The following is a 21,859-nucleotide window of genomic DNA, read 5'->3' on the forward strand; positions in this document are numbered from 1 at the left end:
GAGAATCGCAGGCCGCGGCACCGGGACGGTCCCGCCGATGGCTACCGTGAGGGCATGGAGCTTGGGAGCCGGGGAGCGGCGCGGATACTGATCGTGGACGACGAGCCCGCCGTCCGCGAGTCGCTGGCCAGCAGCCTGGAGTTCGAGGGCTACCGCATCGCCGAGGCCGCCGACGGGATCACCGCCCTGGACCGCGTCGAGCACGACCGGCCCGACCTGGTCGTCCTGGACGTGCTCATGCCCCGGATGGACGGGCTGACGGCCTGCCGCCGGATGCGCGCCTTCGGCGCCACCATACCGGTCCTGATGCTGACCGCCCGCGACATGGTCGGCGACCGCGTCACCGGCCTGGACGCCGGCGCCGACGACTACCTGGCCAAACCGTTCGAGCTCGACGAGCTGCTGGCCCGCGTCCGCGCCCTGCTGCGCCGCGGCGCGATGGCCGCCGCCGGGCCGCCCCGCGAGGACGTCCTGGCCTTCGACGACCTCCGCATGAACACCCTGACCCGCGAGGTGACCCGCGACGGCCGCCCGCTGGAGCTGACCCGCACCGAGTACATGCTGCTGGAGATGTTCCTGGCGCACCCCCGGCAGGTCCTGACCCGCGAGCAGATCCTGGAGACGGTGTGGGGGTTCGACTTCGAACCCGCCTCCAACTCCCTCGACGTGTACGTCATGTACCTGCGGCGCAAGACCGAGGCCGGTGGGCTCCCGCGCGTGGTCCACACCGTCCGCGGCGTCGGCTACGCGCTGCGCTCGGCCGCGGCGGCGCCGTGACCCGGCGGCTGACGCTGCGCGCCCGCCTGGCCCTGCTGGTCGCGGCGGCCGTGGCGCTGGCCGTCGCCGCCTGCGCGGTCGCCAGCTGGTACCTCACCCGCGACCGCCTCTACCAGGAACTGGACCGCAGGCTCGGCGCCACCGCCGACGGGCCGCCGGGCGCCCGGGCGGGCGGGCCGCCCCGCGAGCAGCGCTTCGCCCACGAGCTGTCCCGCGCCCTGATGGCCTGCGACCCCGCCGCCAGCACCACCCCCGACGGCAGCCGGCTGCCCGGCCCCGAGTTCATGCAGCTCGTCACCACCGCGGGCGGCCCCTGCACGGTCCCGAACGCCGGATCCCTCACCGTCACCGGCGCCGACCGGCAGGTGGCCCGCGGCGAACGCGCATCGGCCACCCACGACGGCACCGGCGTCGACTCCGCCGGCACCCCCGTGGACGTCCGCGTCCTGACCCGTCGGTTCATCTCGATCGACGGCACCCCCGCGGCGATGTCGGTCGCGATCGCCCTCGATGAGGTCCGCGGCCCGTTGGACGGCCTGGCGCTGCTGCTCACCGCCGTGTCCGCGCTCGGGGTGCTGTTCTCGGCGGGCGCCGGCCTGCTCATCGCGCGCGCGTCGCTGCGCCCGGTCGACCAGCTCACCGGCGTCGTGGAGCACATCGCCCGCACCGAGGACCTCGACACCCGCATCCCCGACGAGGGCGCCGACGAGATCGCCCGCCTCAGCCGCTCCTTCAACACCATGACCACCGCGCTGGCCGCCTCCCGCGACCGCCAGCAGCAGCTGATCGCCGACGCCGGGCACGAGCTGCGCACCCCGCTGACCAGCCTGCGCACCAACATCGACCTGCTGCTGCGGTCCGAGGCGACCGGCCGTGAGCTGCCCGCCGCGGCCCGCCACAACCTGCTCGTCAGCGTCAAGGCGCAGATGCTGGAGCTGTCCAGCCTGGTCGGCGACCTGCTGGAGCTGGCCCGCCCCGCCGAGACCGAACCCGTCCAGGAGACCGTCGCGCTCCACGAGGTCCTCCACCGCGCCGTGGAACGCGCCAGGCTCCGCGGCCCCGGCTTGACCGTGGTGGCCGACGCCGCCCCCTGGTATGTGTCCGGCGACCCCGCCTCCCTGGAACGCGCCGTGGTGAACCTCCTCGACAACGCGGTGAAGTTCTCCCCGCCCGGCGGGCGGGTCGAGGCCCGCCTGGACGGCGGCGTCCTGACCGTCCGCGACCACGGCCCCGGCATTCCCGCCGGCGACCTCCCGCACGTGTTCGAACGGTTCTGGCGCTCCCCGTCGGCGCGCAGCCTGCCCGGCTCGGGGCTCGGCCTGTCGATCGTGGCGCGGGTCGTCCAGGACAGCGGCGGACGGGTCGCGCTCGGCCCCGCGCCCGGCGGCGGCACCCTGGCCCGCGTCGACCTGCCCGGCGCACCCCACCCCTCCGACTGACCCGCCCACCGCCCTGGGGCGCGGGGCTCGGGGCGATTCTCATGCCGTGTTCATCAACGGCTCAGGGACCTCCCACACCCGCCGGCGACCGTGGTCCCATGAATCAGCTGGTCACCGAACGGGGCACGCCCGCCGCGCCGCCCCCGCCCGCGCCGGACCACGGCGGGCGGGAGCGGCTGGTGGAGGTGGTCGTCCCCGTCCACAACGAAGAACGCGTCCTGGCCGCGAGCGTCGAGCGGCTGCACGCCTACCTCGACGACAACCTGCCGTACCCGTTCCGGATCACCATCGCCGACAACGCCAGCACCGACACCACCTGGTGGGTCGCCGAGGAACTCGCGGCCCGGCTCGCCCGGGTGCGGGCCGTCCGGCTGGACCTCAAAGGCCGCGGCCGGGCCCTGCGGCACGTGTGGAGCTCCAGCGACGCCGACGTCGTCGCCTACATGGACGTGGACCTGTCCACCGATCTGGACGCCTTCCTCCCGCTGGTCGCGCCGCTGATCTCCGGGCACAGCGACCTGGCCATCGGCAGCCGCCTCACCCGCGGCTCGGCGGTGGTGCGCGGCCCGCGCCGCGAGGTCATCTCCCGCTGCTACAACCTGCTGCTGCGGACCGCGCTCGCCGCCCGCTTCACCGACGCCCAGTGCGGCTTCAAGGCCGCCCGCACCGAGATCGTCCAGGCACTGCTGCCCTCCGTCCAGGACCAGGAGTGGTTCTTCGACACCGAACTGCTCCTGCTCGCCGAACGCAACGGGCTGCGCATCCACGAGGTCCCCGTCGACTGGGTCGACGACCCCGACAGCCGCGTCGACGTCGTCCGCACCGCCCTGGACGACCTGCGCGGCATGACCCGCGTCGGGCGGCGGATGCTGACCGGCGCGTTCCGCGCGCCCGTCGGCGCGCGGCGGCCCCGCCCCGAACTGCCCGCCGGGATGTCGCGGCAGCTTCCCGCGTTCGCCGTCATCGGGATCGTCAGCACCATCGCGCAGCTCCTGCTGTTCGTGCTGCTGCGCACCGTGATGGGGCCGCTGTGGGCCAACGCGGTGTCGCTGGTGGTCACCACGATCGGCAACACCGCCGCCAACCGCCGCTTCACCTTCGGCGTCACCGGCTCCGAACGTGCGTTCCGGCAGCAGCTCGAGGGCGGGCTGACGTTCCTGATCGGCCTGGCCCTCAGCACCGGCGGCCTGGCCCTGCTGCACGCCGCCGCGCCCGGCGCCTCCCGGGCCCTCGAGCCGGCCGCGCTGGTCGCCGCGAACGGCGCGGCGACCCTCGTCCGGTTCCTGCTGATGCGAGCCTGGATCTTCCACCCGCGGCGCCTGCGCCACCACCCCGCCGCCACCGAACCGACCAGCACCGAACCGACCGCCACTGCCGAACCGACCGCCACTGCCGAACCGACCGCCACTGCCGAACCGACCGCCACTGCCGAACCGACCGCCACTGCCGAACCGGTCGGCACCGGGGACCCGGGCGGCGCACCGCCCGCGGGGACCGCGACCATGGCAGATGCCGAGGAGCCCACCCGATGACCCCCGCGCAGACGATGCCCGCGCCCCCCGCCGCGCCGCAGGAACACCCCACCGCCACCCGGCGGCTCCGCGCCCTGCTGCTCGGCCGCCCCGACGACCCCCGCTGGTCCCGGCCCGCGCTCTGGGCCGTCCTGCTCCTGGCCCTGGCGCTGTACGCGTGGAACCTGCCGGGCGGCGGCCACGCCAACACCTACTACTCGGCGGCCGTGAAGAGCGGCACCCAGAGCTGGAAGGCGTTCTTCTTCGGCTCCCTGGACGCCGGATCGTTCATCACCGTGGACAAGCCCCCCATGGCGCTGTGGGCGATGGGCCTGTTCGCGCGGGTCCTCGGGTTCGGCGCCTGGAGCCTGCTGCTCCCGCAGGCCCTGTTCGGCGTCGCGTCCATCGCGGTCCTGCACGCCACCGTGCGGCGCGCGTTCGGGCACCCCGCCGCGCTCATCGCCGCCGCCGTTCTCGCGCTCACCCCCATCACCGTGGCGATCAACCGCGACAACAACCCCGACACCCTCCTGGTCCTGCTGCTGGTCCTGGCCGCGTGGGCGTGCCTGCGCGCGATCGAGGACGGCCGCGCGCGCTGGCTGCCGGTCTCGGCGGCGTTCGTCGGCTGCGGCTTCAACACCAAGATGCTCCAGGCCTACCTGGTCGTCCCGGCGTTCGCGCTGGTCTACCTCATCGCCGCCAGGCCGGGGCCAGTGCGCCGTGTCCTGCACCTGCTCGCCGCCGGCGTCGTGCTCGCGGTGTCGAGCCTGTGGTGGATGGCGGTCGTCGACCTCACCCCCGCCTCCAAACGGCCCTTCATCGGCGGCAGCACCGACGGCACCGTCCGGGACCTGGTCATCGGCTACAACGGGCTCGGCCGCATCTTCGGGCAGAGCGGCCCCACGGCCGGACGCGGCCCCGGCGGCGGAGCGGGCTTCGGCGGCGCGTCCGGCGCCGGGCGGCTCGTCAACGACACCCTCGGCGGGCAGATCTCCTGGCTGCTCCCCTTCGCCGGACTCGCCCTGGCCGCCGGACTGATCCTGCTGTGGAAGCGTCCCCGCACCGACCTCGCCCGCGCTGCGCTGCTGCTGTGGGGCGGCTGGCTGGCCGTGCACGTCGTGGTGTTCAGCTTCGCCGCGGGCACCTTCCACCCCTACTACTCCACCGCGATGGGCCCCGCCATCGCCGCGCTCACCGGCGCCGGCGCCGTCTTGCTGTACGGGGCGTACCGCAGGTCCCGGGCGTGGGCGTGGGCGCCGCCCGTCGCGATCGCCGTCACCGCGGCGTGGGCGTTCGCGCTGCTGGACCGCACCCCGGACTGGAACCCGTGGCTGCGGTGGGCGCTGCTCGCCGCCGCGGCGTTGGCGATCGCGAACCTGGCCGCCGGGCGGCTGATCCGCCGCGCGGGCCGTCCCGTGATGGTCGCCGGACCGGCGCTCGCGCTGGCCGCGGGCCTGGCCGGGCCGTCCGCCTACGCGGTCTCGGCCGCGTCCACGGCGACCACCGGCACCAACCCGCTGGCCGGCCCCGCATCCGGCATGGGCTTCGGCGGACCCGGCGGGCCGGGCGGTGCTCCCGGCGGCCGGCGGGACGGAGACGACGGACGCCCGGAGGGAACGCGGGGACGCCCGTCCGGCGCGCAGAACGGGCCGGGCGGCGGCATGCCCCCCGGAATGCCCGCGGGCGGGACGACGCCCGAAGGCATGCCCCCCGGCGGCGCCGGAGGTCCCGGGGGCGCCGGAGCGCCCGGCGGAGGAGGCGGGACCAGGGGCGGGGGCGGGCCCGGAGGAGCGGTCGACGCGAAGATGACCGCCTACCTGGAGCAACGGCAGGGCACCGCCGACTGGCTGGTCGCCGTCGACAACTCCCAGCAGGCGTCCTCGCTCATCCTGCAAACCGGCAGGCCCGTCATCGCCATGGGCGGCTTCACCGGCATCGACCCGGCCATGACCGTCGCCAAGCTCCAGCGGTACGTCCAGCAGGGCCGCCTGCACTACGTCCTGGTCGGCACCGGACGCGGCGGCGGCTTCGGCGGGCCCGACGCCGGGAACTCCGCCGTCACCGCCTGGGTGGAGCGCAACGGCACCGCCATCGCCGCGAGCACCTACGGAGGCAGGTCCACCACTTCCGGCTCCCAGCTCTACTACCTGCGATAGGGAAACCACGATGACCGTGCTCGACACACCGGCGCCGGCCCGCCGGACCGGGCCCCGCACCGCCCACGACCCGCCGTGGACCCGTCCCGCGCTCGCCGTCCTGCTGGCCGCCACCGCCGCGCTGTACCTGGGGAACCTGGGCGCCTCCGGCTGGGCCAACTCCTTCTACTCCGCCGCCGTCCAGGCCGGAGCCACCAGCTGGAAGGCGTTCTTCTTCGGCTCCTCCGACGCCGCCGGCGCCATCACCGTCGACAAGACCCCCGGCGCGCTGTGGCCGATGGCGCTGTCCGCGCGGATCTTCGGCGTGAACGCCTGGAGCATCCTGGCGCCCCAGGCGCTGATGGGCGTCGCCACCGTCGCCGCGCTGTACGCCACCGTCCGGCGCCGGTACCCGGCCTGGGCGGCGCTGCTGGCCGGCGCCGTCCTGGCGCTGACCCCCGTCGCGGCCCTGATGTTCCGCTTCAACAACCCCGACGCGCTGCTGGTGCTCATGCTGACGCTCGCCGCGTACTGCCTGGTCCGCGCACAGGAGAACGCGAGCACCCGCTGGCTGCTGCTCGCCGCGTCGTGCGTCGGGACCGGGTTCCTGGCCAAGATGCTCCAGGCGTTCCTGGTGGTGCCCGTCCTCGCGCTGGTGTACCTGGTCACCGCGCCCGCGCCGGTGCGGCGCCGCGTCTGGCAGCTCCTGCTCGCCGGGGTCGCGCTGCTGGTCTCGGCGGGCTGGTGGGTCGCCGCCGTCGCGCTCGTCCCGGCCTCCTCGCGCCCCTACATCGGCGGCTCCCAGAACAACAGCGTCCTGGAACTGGCCCTGGGCTACAACGGCCTCGGCCGGCTGAACGGCGAGGAGACCGGCGGCCTGGGCAACCTCAACCAGGACGCGGGCTGGGGCCGCATGTTCGGCGCCACGATCGGCGGCCAGATCTCCTGGCTGCTGCCCGCCGCGCTGATCCTGCTCGCCGCGGGCATGTGGGCCGCGCGGCGGGCCCCGCGCACCGACCCCGGCCGCGCCGCGTTCGCGCTGTGGGGCGGATGGCTGCTGCTCACCGCCGCGACCTTCAGCTTCATGCAGGGCATCTTCCACGAGTACTACACCGTGGCGCTGGCCCCGGCCGCCGCCGCGCTCACCGGAATGGGCGCCGCGCTGCTGTGGTCGCGGCGCCGGGCCCTCAAAGCGCGCCTGGTGCTGGCCGGAACCGTCGCCGCCACCGCCGCGTGGGCGTTCGCGCTGCTGCGCCGCACCCCGGACTGGCATCCGTGGATCGCGCCGGCAGTGCTGGCCGCGGGTCTCCTTGTTGCCGCGGCACTGCTCGCCGCGGCGCGGCTGCCCGCCAGGGCGGCCCTCGCCGCCGGTGCCGTGGCCGCGGTGACCGCGCTGACCGGCCCGGCCGCGTACGCGCTGGACACCGCCGCCACCCCGCACACCGGCGCGATCGTCACCGCCGGCCCGTCCACGCGGGGCGGCTTCGGCGGCATGCGCGGGCCAGGCCGCACCGGGGGCCCTGGCGGGCAGGGCGGGCAGGGTGCCCGGGCGCCCGGCGGAAGCGGCGCGGGCGCGGGCGCGATGCCGCCGCCTGGAACGGCGGCGGCCCCCGGCGGGGGATTCACCAGGCCCGGCGGCACCGGCGGCCGGCGGAGCGGCGGATCCCGGCCAGGCGGGCCCGGCGGCCTGCTCAACGGGACCACGCCCGGCTCCGCCGTCACCGCGGCGCTCAAGGCGGGCGCGGGCTCCTACACCTGGGTCGCGGCGGCCGTGGGCTCCAACAACGCCTCCGGCTACCAGCTCGCCGCCCGCGAGCCGGTGATGGCCGTCGGCGGCTTCAACGGCACCGACCCCGCGCCGACACTGGAGCAGTTCAGGTCCCACGTCGCCGCCGGGAAGATCCACTACTTCATCGGCGGCGGGACGGTCCGGACGGGCGGCACCGACAGCGGCAGCGACGCCGCCCAGCAGATCAGCGACTGGGTCCAGAAGACCTTCACCGCCAAGACCGTCGACGGCGTGGCCCTCTACGACCTGACCTGACCTGCCCTGAGGTGAACCGGCCCGGCCCGCAGGGGCCGGGCCGGGCGTTCCACCACGGCGGCGCGCGGGTACACGACGGGGAGCACGCCCCGTCCACCCATGATCGAGGAGCGAACCGATGGCCGAACTACTGGACGACGCCGCCGTCGCCGGCCGGTTGAAGGAACTGCCCGACTGGTCCCGCGCGGGCGCGCAGATCAGCAGGACCCTCAAAGCGCCCTCGTTCCTGGACGGGATCGGGCTGGTCAGCGCGGTCGCCGAGGCAGCCGAGGCCGCCGACCACCACCCCGACATCGACGTCCGCTGGCGCACGGTGACGTTCACGCTGTCCACCCACAGCGCCGGCGGCCTCACCGAAAAGGACTTCGACCTGGCCGCCCGCATCGACGGGCTCGCCGCCGAACTCGACACCGCCTAAGCACTAACTCGGTGCGCTATCGGCGCGCGATGATGCTGCTGGCCTCGGCCGGCGGGAATCGGGTGCCGGTGATCGCCCAGCTGGTGGCGGCCGACGAGGACACCGTGCGCGATGTGATCCACCGGTTCAACGAGATCGGCCCGGCCTGCCTGGACCCTCGGTGGGCGGGAGGCCGTCCCCGCCTGCTCAGCGATGACGACGAGGACTTCGTCGTCCAGGTCGATCCGCGCCGCCCGGCCCGACGGCGCCCCCATCTACGTGATCCTGGACAACCTGTCCGCCCACAAAGGCACCGACATCCGCCGCTGGGCTAAAAAGCACAAGGTCGAGCTGTGCTTCACCCCGACCTACGCCTCTTGGGCCAACCCCATCGAGGCCCACTTCGGACCGCTGAGGCAGTTCACCATCGCCAACTCCAACCACCCCAACCACACCGTGCAGACAAGAGCCCTGCACGCCTATCTACGCTGGCGCAACGCCAATGCCCGCCACCGCGACGTCCTGGCCGCCGAACGCAAGGAACGCGCCCGCATCCGAAGCGAGAAGGGCATCCGTTGGTGCGGACGCCCCCTCAACACCAGCCTGACCAACCGCGAACTGACACAGCCACAGCGCATCATCGGTCCGCTCGTGGCCAATCGCGGAAGACCGAAGCGTTGTGAAGATGATCTCGGCTGGGCAGACCCGGAGCCCCGAACGGGGCCGGTTCAGGAGAAGGACGGCGCCAGAGGAGAATGACTCAGGAGGCGGACGGCTCGATCTCTCCCGCGAAGACGATGACCTGGTCGATGAGGCTCCGCCGCAGATGGACGACGTCCGTTCCCGCCAGGCGGGGGCCTCCATCCGGCGTCGTGAAGACCCACTGGTACCGGGCCCACTCGTCCGGCATGTCCACCGCCGAACAGCGCACCATCGTGCCGGTCCCCGCGGGGTGGCGCCGGATGTCCAGCACGAACCGCTCGACCGCCTCGATCCCCTCACTGCGGCCCAACGGTCCCCAGAAGACCACGTCCGAGGTTAGGGCCTGGGAGAGCAGCGCAGTCACATAGCTGTCGTACGAGGCGTTGAACGCGGAGATGAACGTGTCGATCGCGGACTGCGCGGTCTCTTCCTGCATGCACCAGTAATACCAGTCGCCTTGCGGACCGCGCTCGTCCCGTGAGTCGTCTCCCGACCACGGTGAACCATCCCGGTCACAGCACTAGCCGAGCGCCCGGCCGCCGGGCGGGGCCGCGTCGCCGTGCGGCGGGCCTCAGTGGACCGAGAAGCCGCCGTCCACGAAGACCGCCTGCCCGGTGACGTAGCCGGACGAGGGGCCCGCCAGGAACACCGCCGCGCCCGCGAAGTCCTCCGGCAGCCCGTTGCGGCCGGTCATGGTGCGCGCCGCCAGCGCCTCCACCCGCGCGGGGTCGGTCGAGAGCCGCTCGTTGAGCGGCGTCATCACGAACCCCGGCACCAGCGTGTTGGCCGTCACCCCGCGCGCCGACCACGCCTCGGCCTGCGACCGCGCGAGGGCGACCAGCCCCGCCTTGGACACCCCGTAGGCGCCGCTGGTGACGAACGCCCGGAACGCCTGCTGCGAGGCGATGTGGATCAGCCGGCCGTAGCCGCGCTCGGCCATGCCCGGCCCGAACCGCCGGCCGAGCAGGAACGGGGCGTCCAGATTCACCGCCATCGTGGCGTCCCAGACGTCCTCGCCGAGCTCCTCCATCGGGGGCCGCAGGTTGATCCCGGCAGAGTTGACCACGATGTCGGGCTCGCCGAACGGCTCCGCCGCCGCCTCCGCAGCGGCGCGGACACCCTCGCGGGAGCCGAGGTCGGCGCTCACCCGGGCCGCGCGGCAGCCGAGGGCCTCCAGCTCGCGGACGGTCCGGTCCAGCTCGTCCTCCCGCCGCGCGAGCACCACCACCCGCGCGCCCGCGCGGGCGAGGGCCTCGGCGACGGCCCGGCCGATGCCCGAACTGCCGCCGGTGACCAGGGCGACACGGCCGTCCAGCGAGAACAGCCCGGCCAGATACGGCTCATCGGTCATGACCGCCAGCCTAGAGCGGGCCCGCGGGACCCGCGCCGCCGGACCAGGCGCCCGGACCAGGCGCCCGGATCGCGGGTCAGGGTTTGCGGGCCACGGCGCCGTAGGTCGTCACCACCTCCGGCGTCCCGAACGGGCCCGGCTCGGGACGCCACAGCGACACCGGGACCACACCGGGATCCAGCAGCTCCAGCCCGTCGAAGAAGCGGCCGATCCGCGCGGGGGAGCACAGATGGTAGGGCACCCCGCCGCTCTCGGCGTAGCGGTCGTGGGCCACCGCGCGTTCCCGGCTGACGTCGGCGCCGTCGCTCAGCACCAGGTGGCTGCCCGGCGGCAGCGCGTCCAGGAGCCGCCGGGCCAGCGACCACGGGTCCTGAGCGTCGGGGATGTGCCCCATGATCCCCAGCATCATCAGCGCGACCGGCCGGTCCAGGTCCAGCAGCCCGGCCGCGTGCCGCACGATCGCGTCCGGGTCGCGCGCGTCGGCGGCGACGTAGGCGGTGGCGCCCTCGGGGGCGCTGGTGAGCAGGGCCCGCGCGTGCACCAGGACGAGGGGGTCGTTGTCGACGTAGACGATGCGGGAGCCGGGCGCGACCCGCTGCGCCACCTCGTGGGTGTTGTCCACGGTCGGGAGCCCGGTGCCGACGTCCAGGAACTGCCGGATGTTCTCCTCCTCCGCCAGGTGCCGGACGGTGCGGGCCAGGAAGTGCCGGGCCGACCGGGCGACGTCCACCATCCCCGGATAGACCTCCAGGAACCGGTCCCCGGCCTCGCGGTCGACCGGATAGTTGTCCTTGCCGCCCAGCCAGTGGTTCCAGATCCGGGCCGAGTGCGGCACGGTCGTGTCGATCCCGGGCTGCCGGCCGGACGCCGGCGTGTCGTGCACCATGACTGCATCTCCTGACGGGACGTCGATGCGGCGTTGCCCTACCGTAGATCGTCCGCGCCGCCGCCCGGGCCCGCGCCCCGGGTGAGCAGGATCGCGTTCTCGGGGACGGCGGCCGGGGGGCAATGAGGCCAGGTCATGGCCTCGTTCGCGGACATACTGGGGCCGTGACCGACACCTCAGCCCGCCTGCTGCGACTGCTGTCCCTGCTCCAGACCCGCCGGGAGTGGACCGGGCCCGAGCTGCGCGAGCGGCTCGGCGTCAGCGCCCGCACCGTCCGCCGCGACATCGAGCGGCTGCGCGGCCTGGGCTACCCCGTGCACGCCTCGCTCGGCGCGCTCGGCGGCTACAGCCTGGAGGCCGGGACCGCGATGCCGCCGCTGCTCCTGGACGACGAGGAGGCCGTGGCGATCGCGGTCGGGCTGCGCGGCGCCGCCGGCGGCGCGGTGGAGGGCATTGAGGAGAGCTCGGTGCGGGCCCTGGCCAAGCTCGCCCAGGTGCTCCCCGAACGGCTGCGGCGCCGGGTCGACGCCCTGCACGCCGCGACCACCCCGCTCCTCGGGACGCCCGCCGGCCCGGTGGTGGACCCCGGGACCCTCACCGTCCTCGCCGCCGCCTGCCGCGACCGCGAGCGGCTCCGCTTCGGCTACCGCGCCAAGGACGACACCGACAGCGGACGCCTGGCCGAGCCCTACGGGCTGGTGTCGGCCGGGCGCCGCTGGTACCTGGTCGCCTGGGACGCCGACCGCCGTGACTGGCGCACCTTCCGCGTCGACCGGATGCGGGACCCCCGGCCGACCGGCGTCCGGTGCCCGCCGCGCGAGCTGCCCGCCCGGGACGCCGCCGCGTACGTGGCGGGGGCGCTGACCGTGGGCCGGCCGGTCCGGCAGGCCGTGCTGACGGTGCACACCTCGGCCGAGCGGCTCGCCGAACGGTTCCGGGTCACCGGCGCCGAGCTGGAGCCCGTCGACGAGCACACCTGCACGGTGCGGACCGCCGCCGACTCGCTCCAGTGGGTCGCGCTGCGCATCGCGTTCCTGGACGTGGACTTCGAGGTCCGCGAGCCGGCCGAGCTCGCCGACGTCCTGCGCGAGGTCGGGCACCGCCTCGTCCGCGCCTCCGGACCGCCCCCCGGACCGCCGGCCCGCTGACCCGTCCGGCCGTCGGGCGCTCGGGAGAATAACCGGGATGTACCTGACAGAAGGTGGCAGGTACGGCGGCCATACTGGCACCAGATCAGCCGAACGACGAAAGGCCCCATAGATGTCCGCCAACGCCGAGTTCATCGCCGTCAACATCGACTGCCCCGAGCCGCCCGTGCTCGCCGCGTTCTACCGGGACATCACCGGCGGCGAGGTCACCTACGAGCAGGAGGACTACGCCGCGACCGTCCTGCCCGGCGGGGTGACGCTGTACTTCCAGAAGGTCGCCGACCACCGCCCGCCGCAGTGGCCGGACGCCGACCACCCGCAGCAGTTCCACCTGGACTTCTACGTCGACGACCTCGACAAGGCCGAGGCGTCCGCGCTGGAGGACGGTGCGACCAAGCCCGCCTTCCAGCCCGGCCCCGACGCCTGGCGGGTCCTGGCCGACCCGGCCGGGCACCCGTTCTGCCTCTGCCTCCGCAAGACGTCCTGACCGTCCCCGGACGTCCAGGGACGGTCAGGGGACGGTGCGCCGGGGCCGGGCGGGATCGTCGGGGACTTCTGCCGTATCCACGCCGTTGTGACCTGTGTTACACACGAGGGGACCGGTGATCGTCCACCAACGGAGTGTGCACATGACAGTGACGCGTCGTCAGCTCCTCGCCCGGACCGGCGCGGCGGGGGCGGGAATCGCCTTCACCGGCGCCGTCGAGCACCTGTTCGCCGGCAGCGCCGCCGCCGCGCAGACCGGCGGCGACGCCGGGTACGGGCCGCTGCGGCCCGACCCGGCGGGCGTCCTGGACCTGCCGCGCGGGTTCCGCTACACGATCCTGTCCCGGGAGGGCGAGCCGCTGCGGTCCGGCGAGGGCCCGGTCCCGAGCCACTGCGACGGCATGGCCGCCTTCCCCGGCCGCGGCGACCGCCTGCACCTGGTGCGCAACCACGAGAACCGCGCCGACGCCGCGCACCGCGTGCCCGCCGTCGACGGCGTCACCTACGACCCCGAGGGGCTGGGCGGCTGCACCGCGCTGGAGGTGTCCGGCGGCGGCCGGGTCCACTCCGAGCGGGTCGCGATCGCCGGCACCGCCGTCAACTGCGCGGGCGGCCCCACCCCCTGGAACACGTGGCTGACCTGCGAGGAGACCGAGGACAAGGCCGGCACCAACGGCTACACCAAGGACCACGGGTTCATCTTCGAGGTCGACCCGTACCGGCGCGACCGGACCGTCCCCGAGCCGCTGACCGCGATGGGCCGCTTCCAGCACGAGGCCATCGCCGTCGACCCCCGCGATGGAACGGTCTACGAGACCGAGGACGCCTTCGAGAGACCGTTCGGGCTGTTCTACCGGTTCCTGCCCGACAAGCCGGGCGGCGGGTCCGGGAGCCTGCGCGCGGGCGGACGGCTGGAGGCGCTGCGCGTGCCCGGCGTCGCCGACCTGTCGCTGGTCGGGGAGACCGGAACGGTCTTCGAGCACGTCGAGTGGGTGCCGGTGCCCGACCCGCTGGCCGCCCGGACCCCCATCCGCTTCCAGGACTTCGGCCGGGGCGGCATCACCCACGCGCAGAAGCTGGAGGGCTGCTTCTGGGGCGGCGACCGCGTCTACTTCGTGTCGAGCTTCGCGCACCGGGAGGACGGCTCGGGCGCCGACCACTTCGGCCAGGTGTGGTCCTACGAGCCGCGCCGCCGGCGCCTCACCCTCATCGTGATGTTCGGCCCCGGCACCGACGTGGACACCCCCGGCGAGTCGCCCGACAACATCTGCCTGGCGCCGCAGGGCGGCCTGATGGTGTGCGAGGACGGAGGCGGCGCGCAGCACGTGTTCGGCGTGACGCGGCGCCGCGAGGTGTACCCGATGGCCCGCAACCGGCAGGACATCGGCACCGCGTCCGAGCCCGCGTGGGGCGAGTTCGCCGGGGTCACCTTCGCGCCGGACGGCCGCACGATGTTCGTCAACGTCTACGAGCCCGGCACCACGTTCGCGGTGACCGGCCCCTGGCGGCGCGACTGACCCCGCAACGTTGACGCCACAAGACCCCCGCGCGGCCCCGGCACCCGAGCCGGGGCCGGGCGGGGGCCGGGCGGGGCTGGCCCGGGGGCCGGAGCCTGGACCATGATCAAGGGATGAGCATCTCGATCGAGGAGGCGCAGCGCGAGTTCGGCGCCGACGTCGCCTTCCTCAACACCGCGACCTACGGGCTACCACCGCGCGCCGCGCACGAGGCGATGCTGGCCGCCGAACGGGACCGGGCGGCGGGCCTGCTGGACCATGCCGCGATGGACGAGGCCGTGACCCGGTCGCGGGCCTCGTTCGGACGCCTGATCGGGCTGCCCCCCGAACGGATCGCCGTCGGCGGGCAGGTGTCCTACTTCGCCGGCCTGGCCGCGGCGTCGCTGCCCGACGGCGCGACGGTCCTGACCGCCGACGGCGACTTCACCTCCCTGCTGTTCCCGTTCCTGGCCAGACCCGGCCTGACCGTCCGGTCGGTGCCGCTGGAACGCCTCGCCGACGCGGTCGACCGCGACGTCGACATGGTCGCGGTGTCGGCCGTCCAGTCGGCCGACGGGCGGATCGCGCCGATGGAGGACCTCATCGCCGCGGCGCACGCCAACGGCGCCCGGATCCTGCTGGACGCCACGCAGGCGGCGGGCTGGCTGCCGCTGCCCGCAGACCGCGTCGACCTGCTGGTCTGCGGCGGCTACAAGTGGCTGCTCGGCCCGCGCGGCACCTGCTTCCTGGCGGGCACCGCCGAGGCGCTCGCGCAGCTCCCGGCGATCGGCGCCGGCTGGTACGCGGGCGGCGACATCTGGGACTCCATCTACGGCGGGCCGCTGCGGCTGGCCACCGACGCCCGCCGCCTGGACCTGTCCCCGGCCTGGCAGTCGTGGGCCGGGCACGCGCCCGCGCTGGAACTCCTCGAACAGGTCGGCGTCCCGGCGGTCCACGCCCACGACGTCGCACTCGCACGGCGCTTCCAGGCAGGTCTCGGCCTGCCCGAAGGCGACTCGGCCATCGTGTCGATCCCGGTGCCCGAGGGCACCGCCGGGCGGCTGCGGGACAACAACGTCCTCGCCTCGCTGCGCGCGGGCCGGCTGCGCTGCGCGTTCCACCTGACCACCACCGACGCCGACGTGGACCGCGCCCTGGACCTGCTCACCGGTACATCCGCCGCCCGCCCCCGCCGACCGTGAACACGCCGGCGCGGCGCACCCGCCGTACCCGGGCGTCGAGCGGCGCTCGGCCGACCGGTCTCCGGGACGGCGGCGGGCCGCCCCCCGAGACCGGCGGCTCGGCGCCCGCCAGGGCCCGGTTCACCATCTGAGCGTCAAACGACTCTTACGAGTCGCGTACGAGACGGCAGCCAGACGCGTTTTCGCCGATCAGCGGGGTGCCCGGCGACCTACGTTCGACCGCATGCGAGTACTGCTCACCGGCTCGGCCGGTTTCATCGGTTCGCACGTCGCGGAGGAGCTGGAGGGATCCGGCCACCAGGTCCGCCGCCTGGACGCGCGCCCGGACGGCGCCGCGCCGCAGACCCCGGCCGCCGACGTCCGCGACGCCGAGGAGGTGGCGCGGCGGCTGCGCGGCGTGGACGCGGTCTGCCACCAGGCCGCGATGGTCGGCCTCGGCGTGGACGTCTACGACCTGCCCGCCTACACCTCGGTGAACGCGCACGGCACCGCCGTGCTGCTGGCCGAGATGGCGCGTGCCGGGGTGGGCACGCTCGTGCTGGCCTCCTCGATGGTGGTGTACGGGGAGGGCGCCTACGCCTGCCACCGGCACGGCGCGGTGACCCCGGGCCCGCGCACCGAGGAGGCGCTGCGCGCGGGACGCTACGAGCCCGGCTGCCCCGAGTGCGGCCGGCCGCTGGAGCCCGGCGTCGTCGGAGAGGACACCGCGCCCGGACCCCGCAACGTCTACGCCGACACCAAACTCGCGCAGGAGCACCTGGCCGCGTCGTGGGCGCGGATGACCGGCGGGTCGGTCGCCGCGCTGCGCTACCACAACGTGTACGGGCCGAGGATGCCGCGCGACACCCCGTACGCGGGCGTCGCGGCGATCTTCCGGTCCCGGCTGATGCGCGGCGAGGCGCCGCAGGTGTTCGAGGACGGCGGGCAGCGGCGCGACTTCGTCCACGTCCGCGACATCGCCCGCGCCAACGTGCTCGCGCTGGAGCGGCTGGCGATCGCGGCGCCGCGGCCGGGCGGGCTGCGCGCCTACAACGTCGCCAGCGGCGAGCCCCGCACGATCGGCGACATGGCCGAGGCCCTCGCGGGCGCGTTCGGCGGGCCCGGCCCGGTCGTCACCGGCGGTTACCGGCTCGGGGACGTGCGGCACATCGTGGCGCGTCCCGACCGGGCCCGCCGGGAGCTGGGCTTCACTCCGTCGGTGCCGTTCGCCGACGGGATGGCCGAGTTCGCGCACGCGCCCGCCCTCGGGTGACCGCCGTTCCCGTCCGGGCCCGTCGCCAGTCCGTCAGGGCCGCCCACCGTCACCGAAAGTAGCGTCAGAGATCGTGATCGACGTAGTGCTCCCTTGCCTCAACGAGGCCGCGGCGTTGCCCTGGGTGCTGTCGCGGATGCCGGCCGGCTTCCGTCCCCTGGTGGTCGACAACGCCTCCACCGACGACTCCGCGCGCGTCGCGGCGAGCCACGGCGCCCGTGTCGTCCCGGCCGCGGTGCGGGGGTTCGGCGCGGCGTGCGACGCCGGGCTGCGCGCCGCGTCCTCGCCGGTGGTGTGCTTCATGGACGCCGACGCCTCCCTCGACCCCGCCGAGCTGCCCCGCGTCGTCGCCGCCCTCCTCGAGGACCGAGACCCCGGCGCCGGTGGCGTCCCGGCGCTGGTGCTCGGGCGCCGCCGCCCGGTGGGGCGCGGCGCGTGGCCGCCGCACGCGCGGCTGGGGAACGCGGTGCTGGCGCGGTCGCTGAACCGGCGGGCGGGGACGCGGCTGCGCGACCTTGGCCCGATGCGCGCCGCCCGCCGCGAGGACCTGCTCGCGCTGGACCTGGCCGACCGCAGGTTCGGGTACCCGCTGGAGATGGTGCTGCGCGCGGCGCGGGCGGGCTGGCGCATCGCCGAACTCGACGTCCCCTACCTTCCGCGCACCGGCGCGTCCAAGGTCACCGGCACCGTGGGCGGGACGGTCCGCGCCGTCCGCGACATGCGCCGCGTCCTGGCCGAGGTGGCCCCGTGACGGACGCCCCCGTGACGCACGCCCCCGCGACCGGCGGACCGGCGACCGGCGCCGCGGCCCGTCCCGGGCGGCCCGCCCCGGACGGGCCCGCCGACCTGATCGTGATCGCCAAGGAACCGGTACCGGGACGGGTGAAGACACGGCTGACGCCCGCCTACACCGCGCGGGAGGCGGCGGAACTGGCCGAGGCGGCGCTGGCCGACACCCTGCGCACCGCCGCGCGCGCCCGCGCGGGCCGGCGGACCCTCGCGCTCGCGGGCGAGCCGGGCCCGTGGCTGCCCGCCGGGTTCACCGTGATCCCGCAGCGCGGCGGCGACCTCGACGAGCGCCTGGCCTGCGCGTTCGAGGACGCCTACGACGGCCGCCCGCTGGTGCTGATCGGGATGGACACCCCGCAGGTCACCGCCGCGCTGCTGGAACGGGCCGGGGACGCGCTCGGCGCCCACGACGCGGTGCTCGGACCGGCCGACGACGGCGGGTTCTGGCTGCTGGGCCTGGCCCGCCCCGACGCGGCGCTGCTGCGCGGGGTGCCGATGTCGCGGCCCGACACCGGGGCGCTCCAGCTGCGCCGACTGCGCGCGGCGGGCCTGGAGGTGGCGCCGGCGCCGCGGCTCACCGACGTCGACACCGCCGCCGACGCCGCGCGGGTCGCCGCGCTCGCGCCCCGCGGACGGTTCGCGGCGGCGGTGCGGCGGCTCCAGGACCGGGCGGTCCCGGCGTGATCGGCCAGCTCTACGAGGAGGCGCTGCGGGGCCGTCCGGCCGTGGAGATCGAGGACGCCGACGGGCGCCGCCGCCCGCTGCCGGTCGGGGACTGGCTGGCGCTGCGGCCCGGCGACACCGGGCTGCTGGACCGCTGCGCGGGCGCCACCCTGGACGTCGGGTCGGGGCCGGGCCGGCTGACGGTGGCGCTGGCCGGGCGCGGCCTGCCGGTGCTGGGCATCGACATCGCCCCGTCCGCGGTGGCGCTCGCCCAGGCGGCGGGAGGCCCGGCGCTGTGCCGGGACGTGTTCGGCCGGGTGCCGGGCGCCGGCCGCTGGCGGACGGTCCTGCTGGCCGACGGCAACATCGGCATCGGCGGCGACCCGGTGGTGCTGGTGCGCCGCGTGGCGGGGCTGCTGGCGCCGGGCGGACGGATCCTGGTCGAGGTGGAGCCGCCCGGGTCGGGGTCGCGGACCGAACCGCTGCGGCTGCGCGCCCCCGGGTCGGTCGGCGAGTGGTTCGCCTGGGCGCGGGTGTCGGCCGACGCGATCCGCGGCGTGGCCGCCGACTCCGCGGTCGCCGTCACCGAGGCGTGGGAGGAGGCCGGCCGATGGTTCGTCGCCCTGAGCTCCTGAGAACCGCCGCCGCCGCGCCCGCCGCGTTCGCCAAGGGGCTGCCGGGACGGTTCACCAGCGCGCTGCACGACGAGCGCGTGGCGTCCTGGCTGGGCATCGCGCTCGGCGTCGGCTTCACCCTCTCGTTCGTCACCGGCCTGATCAGCCATTTCATGCAGCACCCGGCGGGCTGGATGGTCTGGCCGTCCCGCCCGGCCGGCCTGTACCGGGTGACGCAGGGCCTGCACGTCATGGGCGGGATCGCGACGGTGCCGCTGCTGCTGGCCAAGCTGTGGACGGTCTACCCCCGGCTGTGGCAGTGGCCGCCGGTCCGGTCGGCGGTGCACGCGGTGGAGCGGCTGCTGGTCCTGGTGCTGGTGGGCGGCGCGCTGTTCCAGCTGGTGACCGGGCTGCTCAACATCGCCTACTGGTACGCCTTCCCGTTCTATTTCACCGTCGCGCACTACTGGACCGCGTATGTGCTGTTCGGTGCGCTGCTGGTGCACATCGCCACCGAGTGGCCCAAGGTGCGGGCCACGGTGATGACCCGCCCCGGCGACGCCGTCCACCGCCGCGCGTTCCTGGGGGCGGTGGCCGCCGCCGGGGGAGTGACGCTGCTCACCGTGATCGGCGAGACGGTGACGCCCCTGGCGCGGCTGGCGGTGTTCGCGCCGCGCCGTCCGGGCGTCGGGCCGCAGCGGCTCCCGGTCAACAAGTCGGCCGTCGCGGCCGGGGTGACCCGCACGGCCCGCGACGCCGGGTGGCGGCTCACCGTCACCGGGCGCGTCGACCGCGAGGTCACGCTGACGCTCGCGCAGCTCCGCGCCCTGCCGCGCCGGACGGTGCGGCTGCCGATCACCTGCGTGGAGGGGTGGAGCGCCGAGGCGACCTGGGAGGGCGTGCGGCTCCGCGACGTGCTGCGGCTGGCCGGGACGTCCGGGGACGCCCGCGTCCGGGTGGAGTCGCTGGAACCCGGCGGGCTCTACCGGACCTCCGACGTCGACCCCCCGCACTGGCGCGACCCGCTGACGCTGCTGGCGTTCGGGCTGAACGGCGCGCCCCTCGACCTCGACCACGGCTACCCCTGCCGGCTGATCGCGCCGAACCGCCCGGGGGTCATGCAGACCAAGTGGGTGCACCGGGTCGTGGTCGGATGAAAGGCCGCGCCGTGGTGTACGCGGCGGGCCTGGCGCTGATCGCGGTGGGATTGCGCGGGGTGCTGGCGAACGTGGGCGTGCCCGGCTGGGCGCTGTGGTTCGCCGGGGCGGCGGTGCTGCACGACGGCGTCCTGGCCCCGGCGGTGCTGCTGGCGGGGCTGGCCACGACATGGCTGCCCGGCCGGTACCGGTGGATCGCGCGGGCGGCGCTGGCCCTGGCGGGGACGCTGACGCTGGTGGCGCTCCCGGTCGTCCTCGGGTTCGGGCGCGTCCCCGACACCCCCTCGCGGCTCCCGCTGCCCTACGGCCGCAACCTGATGATCGTGCTGGCCGTGATCGCGGTCGCGGCGGCGGTGGCCGCGGTGACGGCGCGGCTGCTCACGGGCCGCCGCGCCCACCCGAAGGGAGAGGGTCCCCGATGACCGTGACCGAGGTCCAGCCGGGCCATCCGGGCCATCCGGAGGCCGCCGCGCCCGAGCGGCGGGCGCGCCGCGCCGGACGGCTCGCGGTGGCGATGTGGGCGGCGGGGATCGCCGCGGCGTTCGTCACCGGGTGGTGGCTGCGGCGCGCGGGGCTGGAGACCGAGGACGCGCTGCCGCCGCTGCACGGCAAGGCCCGGCTGCTGACCTGGCCGATGCTCCCGGCGGCGGGCGTGGCCGCGCTGGCCGTCGCGGTCCTGCCGCCGCTGGCGCGGCGGCTGCCGTGGTGGGCGGCGCTGGCGGCGGCGTGGGCGGCGGCCGGGCTGTGGGCGGTCGCGCTCGCCGTCACCGACGGCGGCCCGGCCGCGCTGACCCGTCCCCTGGAGGCGCCGACCGAGTACGCGGCCGGGCTCGGCGCGCTCCAGCCCGACCCGCTGGAGTGGCTGCGGACCTTCAGCGACCGCCTCTACGCCTACACCACGCACGTGCGCGGGCATCCGCCGCTGCCGATGCTGGTGCTGTGGGCGCTGGAGCGGATCGGGTTCGGCGGCACCGGCTGGGCGGCGGCGTTCATCATCGCCGCCGGGAGCTCGGCGGTCGCCGCGATCGCCGTCACGGTGCGGCACACCGCGGGGGAGCGCGCGGCGCGGCGCGCGCTCCCGTTCCTGGCGCTGGCGCCGCTGGCGCTGTGGGTGGCGACGTCGATGGACGCCTTCTTCCTGGCCGTGGGGGCGTGGGGGACCGCGCTGGTCGCGGCCGGCGCCCGCCGCGGCGCCCGGCTCGGCGGCGTCCCGGCCGCCGCGGTCGGCGGGATCGCGCTCGGCGCGCTGCCGTACCTGAGCTACGGGCTGCTGCCGCTGGCGGCGGTGCCGCTGGCGGTGCTGGCGTTGAGCCGTCCCCGGCCGCGGGTCCTGGCGGCGCTGGCGTGCGGGCTGGTGGTGGTCCCGGCGCTGTTCACCGCCGGGGGGTTCTGGTGGTTCGACGGTGTGGCGGCCACCCGGGACACCTACCTGGTCAGCCGCGGGTCGGCCCAGCGTTCCTACGCCTACTTCGCGTTCGCCGACCTCGGGGTGCTCGGCCTGCTGACCGGTCCCGCCGTCGCGCATGCACTGCCGTCGGCGCTGGCGGCGCTGTGGCGCGGAGCCCGCGCCCGTGCCCGGGTGCCGGGGCTGCCGGTCGCGCTGCTGGCGGGCGCGGCGCTGCTGGGGACGCTCGCGCTGGACGCGTCCGGGGTGACCAAGGGCGAGGTCGAGCGGATCTGGGTCCCCTACGCCGCCTGGGTCGTGGTGGCCGCCGCGCTGCACCGTCCCCCTGCGCGGCGCTGGCTGGCCGCGCAGGCGGTGACGGCGCTGGCCGTCCAGGCGCTGGTGCTGTCGCACTGGTGAAGGTGC

At 75.6% G+C, this 21,859-nt stretch carries 20 protein-coding genes and 1 pseudogene; 18 read left to right on the plus strand and 3 right to left on the minus strand.

Annotation, left to right across the window (positions count from 1 at the left end):
* Window positions 1-54: 54 nt before the first annotated feature.
* From OHA34_RS02910 to OHA34_RS02940, 7 genes and pseudogenes are all read left to right on the plus strand, one after another.
* On the plus strand, window positions 55-777 hold the full coding sequence (locus OHA34_RS02910; protein WP_329520611.1) for a response regulator transcription factor: 723 nt from the start codon (window positions 55-57) through the stop codon (window positions 775-777).
* A complete protein-coding gene (locus OHA34_RS02915; protein WP_329520612.1) occupies window positions 774-2,216 on the plus strand; it encodes a sensor histidine kinase in 1,443 nt (480 codons plus the stop codon). The genes OHA34_RS02910 and OHA34_RS02915 overlap by 4 nt, the downstream gene beginning before the upstream one ends.
* A 98-nt stretch (window positions 2,217-2,314) precedes the next feature.
* A complete protein-coding gene (locus OHA34_RS02920; protein ID WP_329520613.1) occupies window positions 2,315-3,748 on the plus strand; it encodes a bifunctional glycosyltransferase family 2/GtrA family protein in 1,434 nt (477 codons plus the stop codon).
* Window positions 3,745-5,883, plus strand: coding sequence for a glycosyltransferase family 39 protein (locus OHA34_RS02925; protein WP_285943508.1), 2,139 nt, complete (start codon window positions 3,745-3,747; stop codon window positions 5,881-5,883). Before OHA34_RS02920 ends, OHA34_RS02925 begins: the two co-directional genes overlap by 4 nt.
* 10 nt (window positions 5,884-5,893) lie before the next feature.
* Entirely contained in the window at window positions 5,894-7,906 is a 2,013-nt protein-coding gene (locus tag OHA34_RS02930; protein ID WP_329520614.1) for a glycosyltransferase family 39 protein, read from the plus strand.
* A 118-nt stretch (window positions 7,907-8,024) separates the two neighbouring features.
* The gene (locus tag OHA34_RS02935) at window positions 8,025-8,324 is read left to right on the plus strand and encodes a 4a-hydroxytetrahydrobiopterin dehydratase (protein WP_285943506.1); all 300 of its coding nucleotides are present in this window, start codon (window positions 8,025-8,027) and stop codon (window positions 8,322-8,324) included.
* A pseudogene (locus tag OHA34_RS02940) lies at window positions 8,210-8,909 on the plus strand (helix-turn-helix domain-containing protein); the annotation flags it as partial. The gene OHA34_RS02935 and the pseudogene OHA34_RS02940, both read left to right, overlap by 115 nt.
* A gap of 154 nt (window positions 8,910-9,063) precedes the next feature.
* On the opposite strand, the gene OHA34_RS02945 reads toward OHA34_RS02940, so the two are convergent.
* The 3 genes from OHA34_RS02945 to OHA34_RS02955 all read right to left on the minus strand — a co-directional run bounded on the left by OHA34_RS02945 (window position 9,064) and on the right by OHA34_RS02955 (window position 11,242).
* Window positions 9,064-9,441, minus strand: coding sequence for a nuclear transport factor 2 family protein (locus OHA34_RS02945; protein WP_285943504.1), 378 nt, complete (start codon window positions 9,439-9,441; stop codon window positions 9,064-9,066).
* A gap of 135 nt (window positions 9,442-9,576) precedes the next feature.
* A complete protein-coding gene (locus OHA34_RS02950; RefSeq protein WP_285943503.1) occupies window positions 9,577-10,356 on the minus strand; it encodes an SDR family NAD(P)-dependent oxidoreductase in 780 nt (259 codons plus the stop codon).
* A 76-nt stretch (window positions 10,357-10,432) separates the two neighbouring features.
* The gene (locus OHA34_RS02955; protein ID WP_329520615.1) at window positions 10,433-11,242 is read right to left on the minus strand and encodes an SAM-dependent methyltransferase; all 810 of its coding nucleotides are present in this window, start codon (window positions 11,240-11,242) and stop codon (window positions 10,433-10,435) included.
* A 164-nt stretch (window positions 11,243-11,406) separates the two neighbouring features.
* Here OHA34_RS02955 and OHA34_RS02960 point away from each other — a divergent pair, with 164 nt between their 5' ends.
* The 11 genes from OHA34_RS02960 (at window position 11,407) to OHA34_RS03010 (ending at window position 21,853) form a co-directional block, all read left to right on the plus strand.
* A complete protein-coding gene (locus OHA34_RS02960) occupies window positions 11,407-12,390 on the plus strand; it encodes a helix-turn-helix transcriptional regulator (RefSeq protein WP_329520616.1) in 984 nt (327 codons plus the stop codon).
* A 112-nt stretch (window positions 12,391-12,502) separates the two neighbouring features.
* Window positions 12,503-12,877 (plus strand): VOC family protein, encoded by a 375-nt coding sequence (locus OHA34_RS02965; RefSeq protein WP_285943500.1) that lies wholly within the window; start codon window positions 12,503-12,505, stop codon window positions 12,875-12,877.
* 142 nt (window positions 12,878-13,019) lie between these two features.
* The gene (locus OHA34_RS02970; RefSeq protein ID WP_329520617.1) at window positions 13,020-14,393 is read left to right on the plus strand and encodes an alkaline phosphatase PhoX; all 1,374 of its coding nucleotides are present in this window, start codon (window positions 13,020-13,022) and stop codon (window positions 14,391-14,393) included.
* A 113-nt stretch (window positions 14,394-14,506) separates the two neighbouring features.
* Complete coding sequence (locus tag OHA34_RS02975) at window positions 14,507-15,574, plus strand: aminotransferase class V-fold PLP-dependent enzyme (protein ID WP_329520618.1); 1,068 nt, start codon at window positions 14,507-14,509, stop codon at window positions 15,572-15,574.
* A gap of 223 nt (window positions 15,575-15,797) precedes the next feature.
* Window positions 15,798-16,826 carry an NAD-dependent epimerase/dehydratase family protein gene (locus OHA34_RS02980; RefSeq protein ID WP_285943496.1) on the plus strand — a complete coding sequence of 343 codons (1,029 nt, stop codon included), beginning with the start codon at window positions 15,798-15,800 and terminating at the stop codon, window positions 16,824-16,826.
* A 73-nt stretch (window positions 16,827-16,899) separates the two neighbouring features.
* Entirely contained in the window at window positions 16,900-17,577 is a 678-nt protein-coding gene (locus OHA34_RS02985; RefSeq protein ID WP_432763099.1) for a glycosyltransferase family 2 protein, read from the plus strand.
* Window positions 17,574-18,299, plus strand: a complete 726-nt coding sequence (locus OHA34_RS02990) for a TIGR04282 family arsenosugar biosynthesis glycosyltransferase (RefSeq protein ID WP_329520619.1) — start codon at window positions 17,574-17,576, stop codon at window positions 18,297-18,299. The genes OHA34_RS02985 and OHA34_RS02990 overlap by 4 nt, the downstream gene beginning before the upstream one ends.
* A complete protein-coding gene (locus tag OHA34_RS02995) occupies window positions 18,296-18,913 on the plus strand; it encodes a class I SAM-dependent methyltransferase (protein ID WP_285943495.1) in 618 nt (205 codons plus the stop codon). The genes OHA34_RS02990 and OHA34_RS02995 overlap by 4 nt, the downstream gene beginning before the upstream one ends.
* Window positions 18,889-20,049, plus strand: coding sequence for a molybdopterin-dependent oxidoreductase (locus OHA34_RS03000; protein WP_285943494.1), 1,161 nt, complete (start codon window positions 18,889-18,891; stop codon window positions 20,047-20,049). Before OHA34_RS02995 ends, OHA34_RS03000 begins: the two co-directional genes overlap by 25 nt.
* Window positions 20,046-20,471 carry a hypothetical protein gene (locus OHA34_RS03005; RefSeq protein WP_285943493.1) on the plus strand — a complete coding sequence of 142 codons (426 nt, stop codon included), beginning with the start codon at window positions 20,046-20,048 and terminating at the stop codon, window positions 20,469-20,471. Before OHA34_RS03000 ends, OHA34_RS03005 begins: the two co-directional genes overlap by 4 nt.
* Window positions 20,468-21,853, plus strand: coding sequence for a hypothetical protein (locus OHA34_RS03010; RefSeq protein WP_329520620.1), 1,386 nt, complete (start codon window positions 20,468-20,470; stop codon window positions 21,851-21,853). The genes OHA34_RS03005 and OHA34_RS03010 overlap by 4 nt, the downstream gene beginning before the upstream one ends.
* The last annotated feature ends 6 nt before the right edge of the window (window positions 21,854-21,859 follow it).

This window comes from Spirillospora sp. NBC_01491, assembly GCF_036227065.1.
GTDB lineage: Bacteria > Actinomycetota > Actinomycetes > Streptosporangiales > Streptosporangiaceae > Spirillospora > Spirillospora xylanilytica.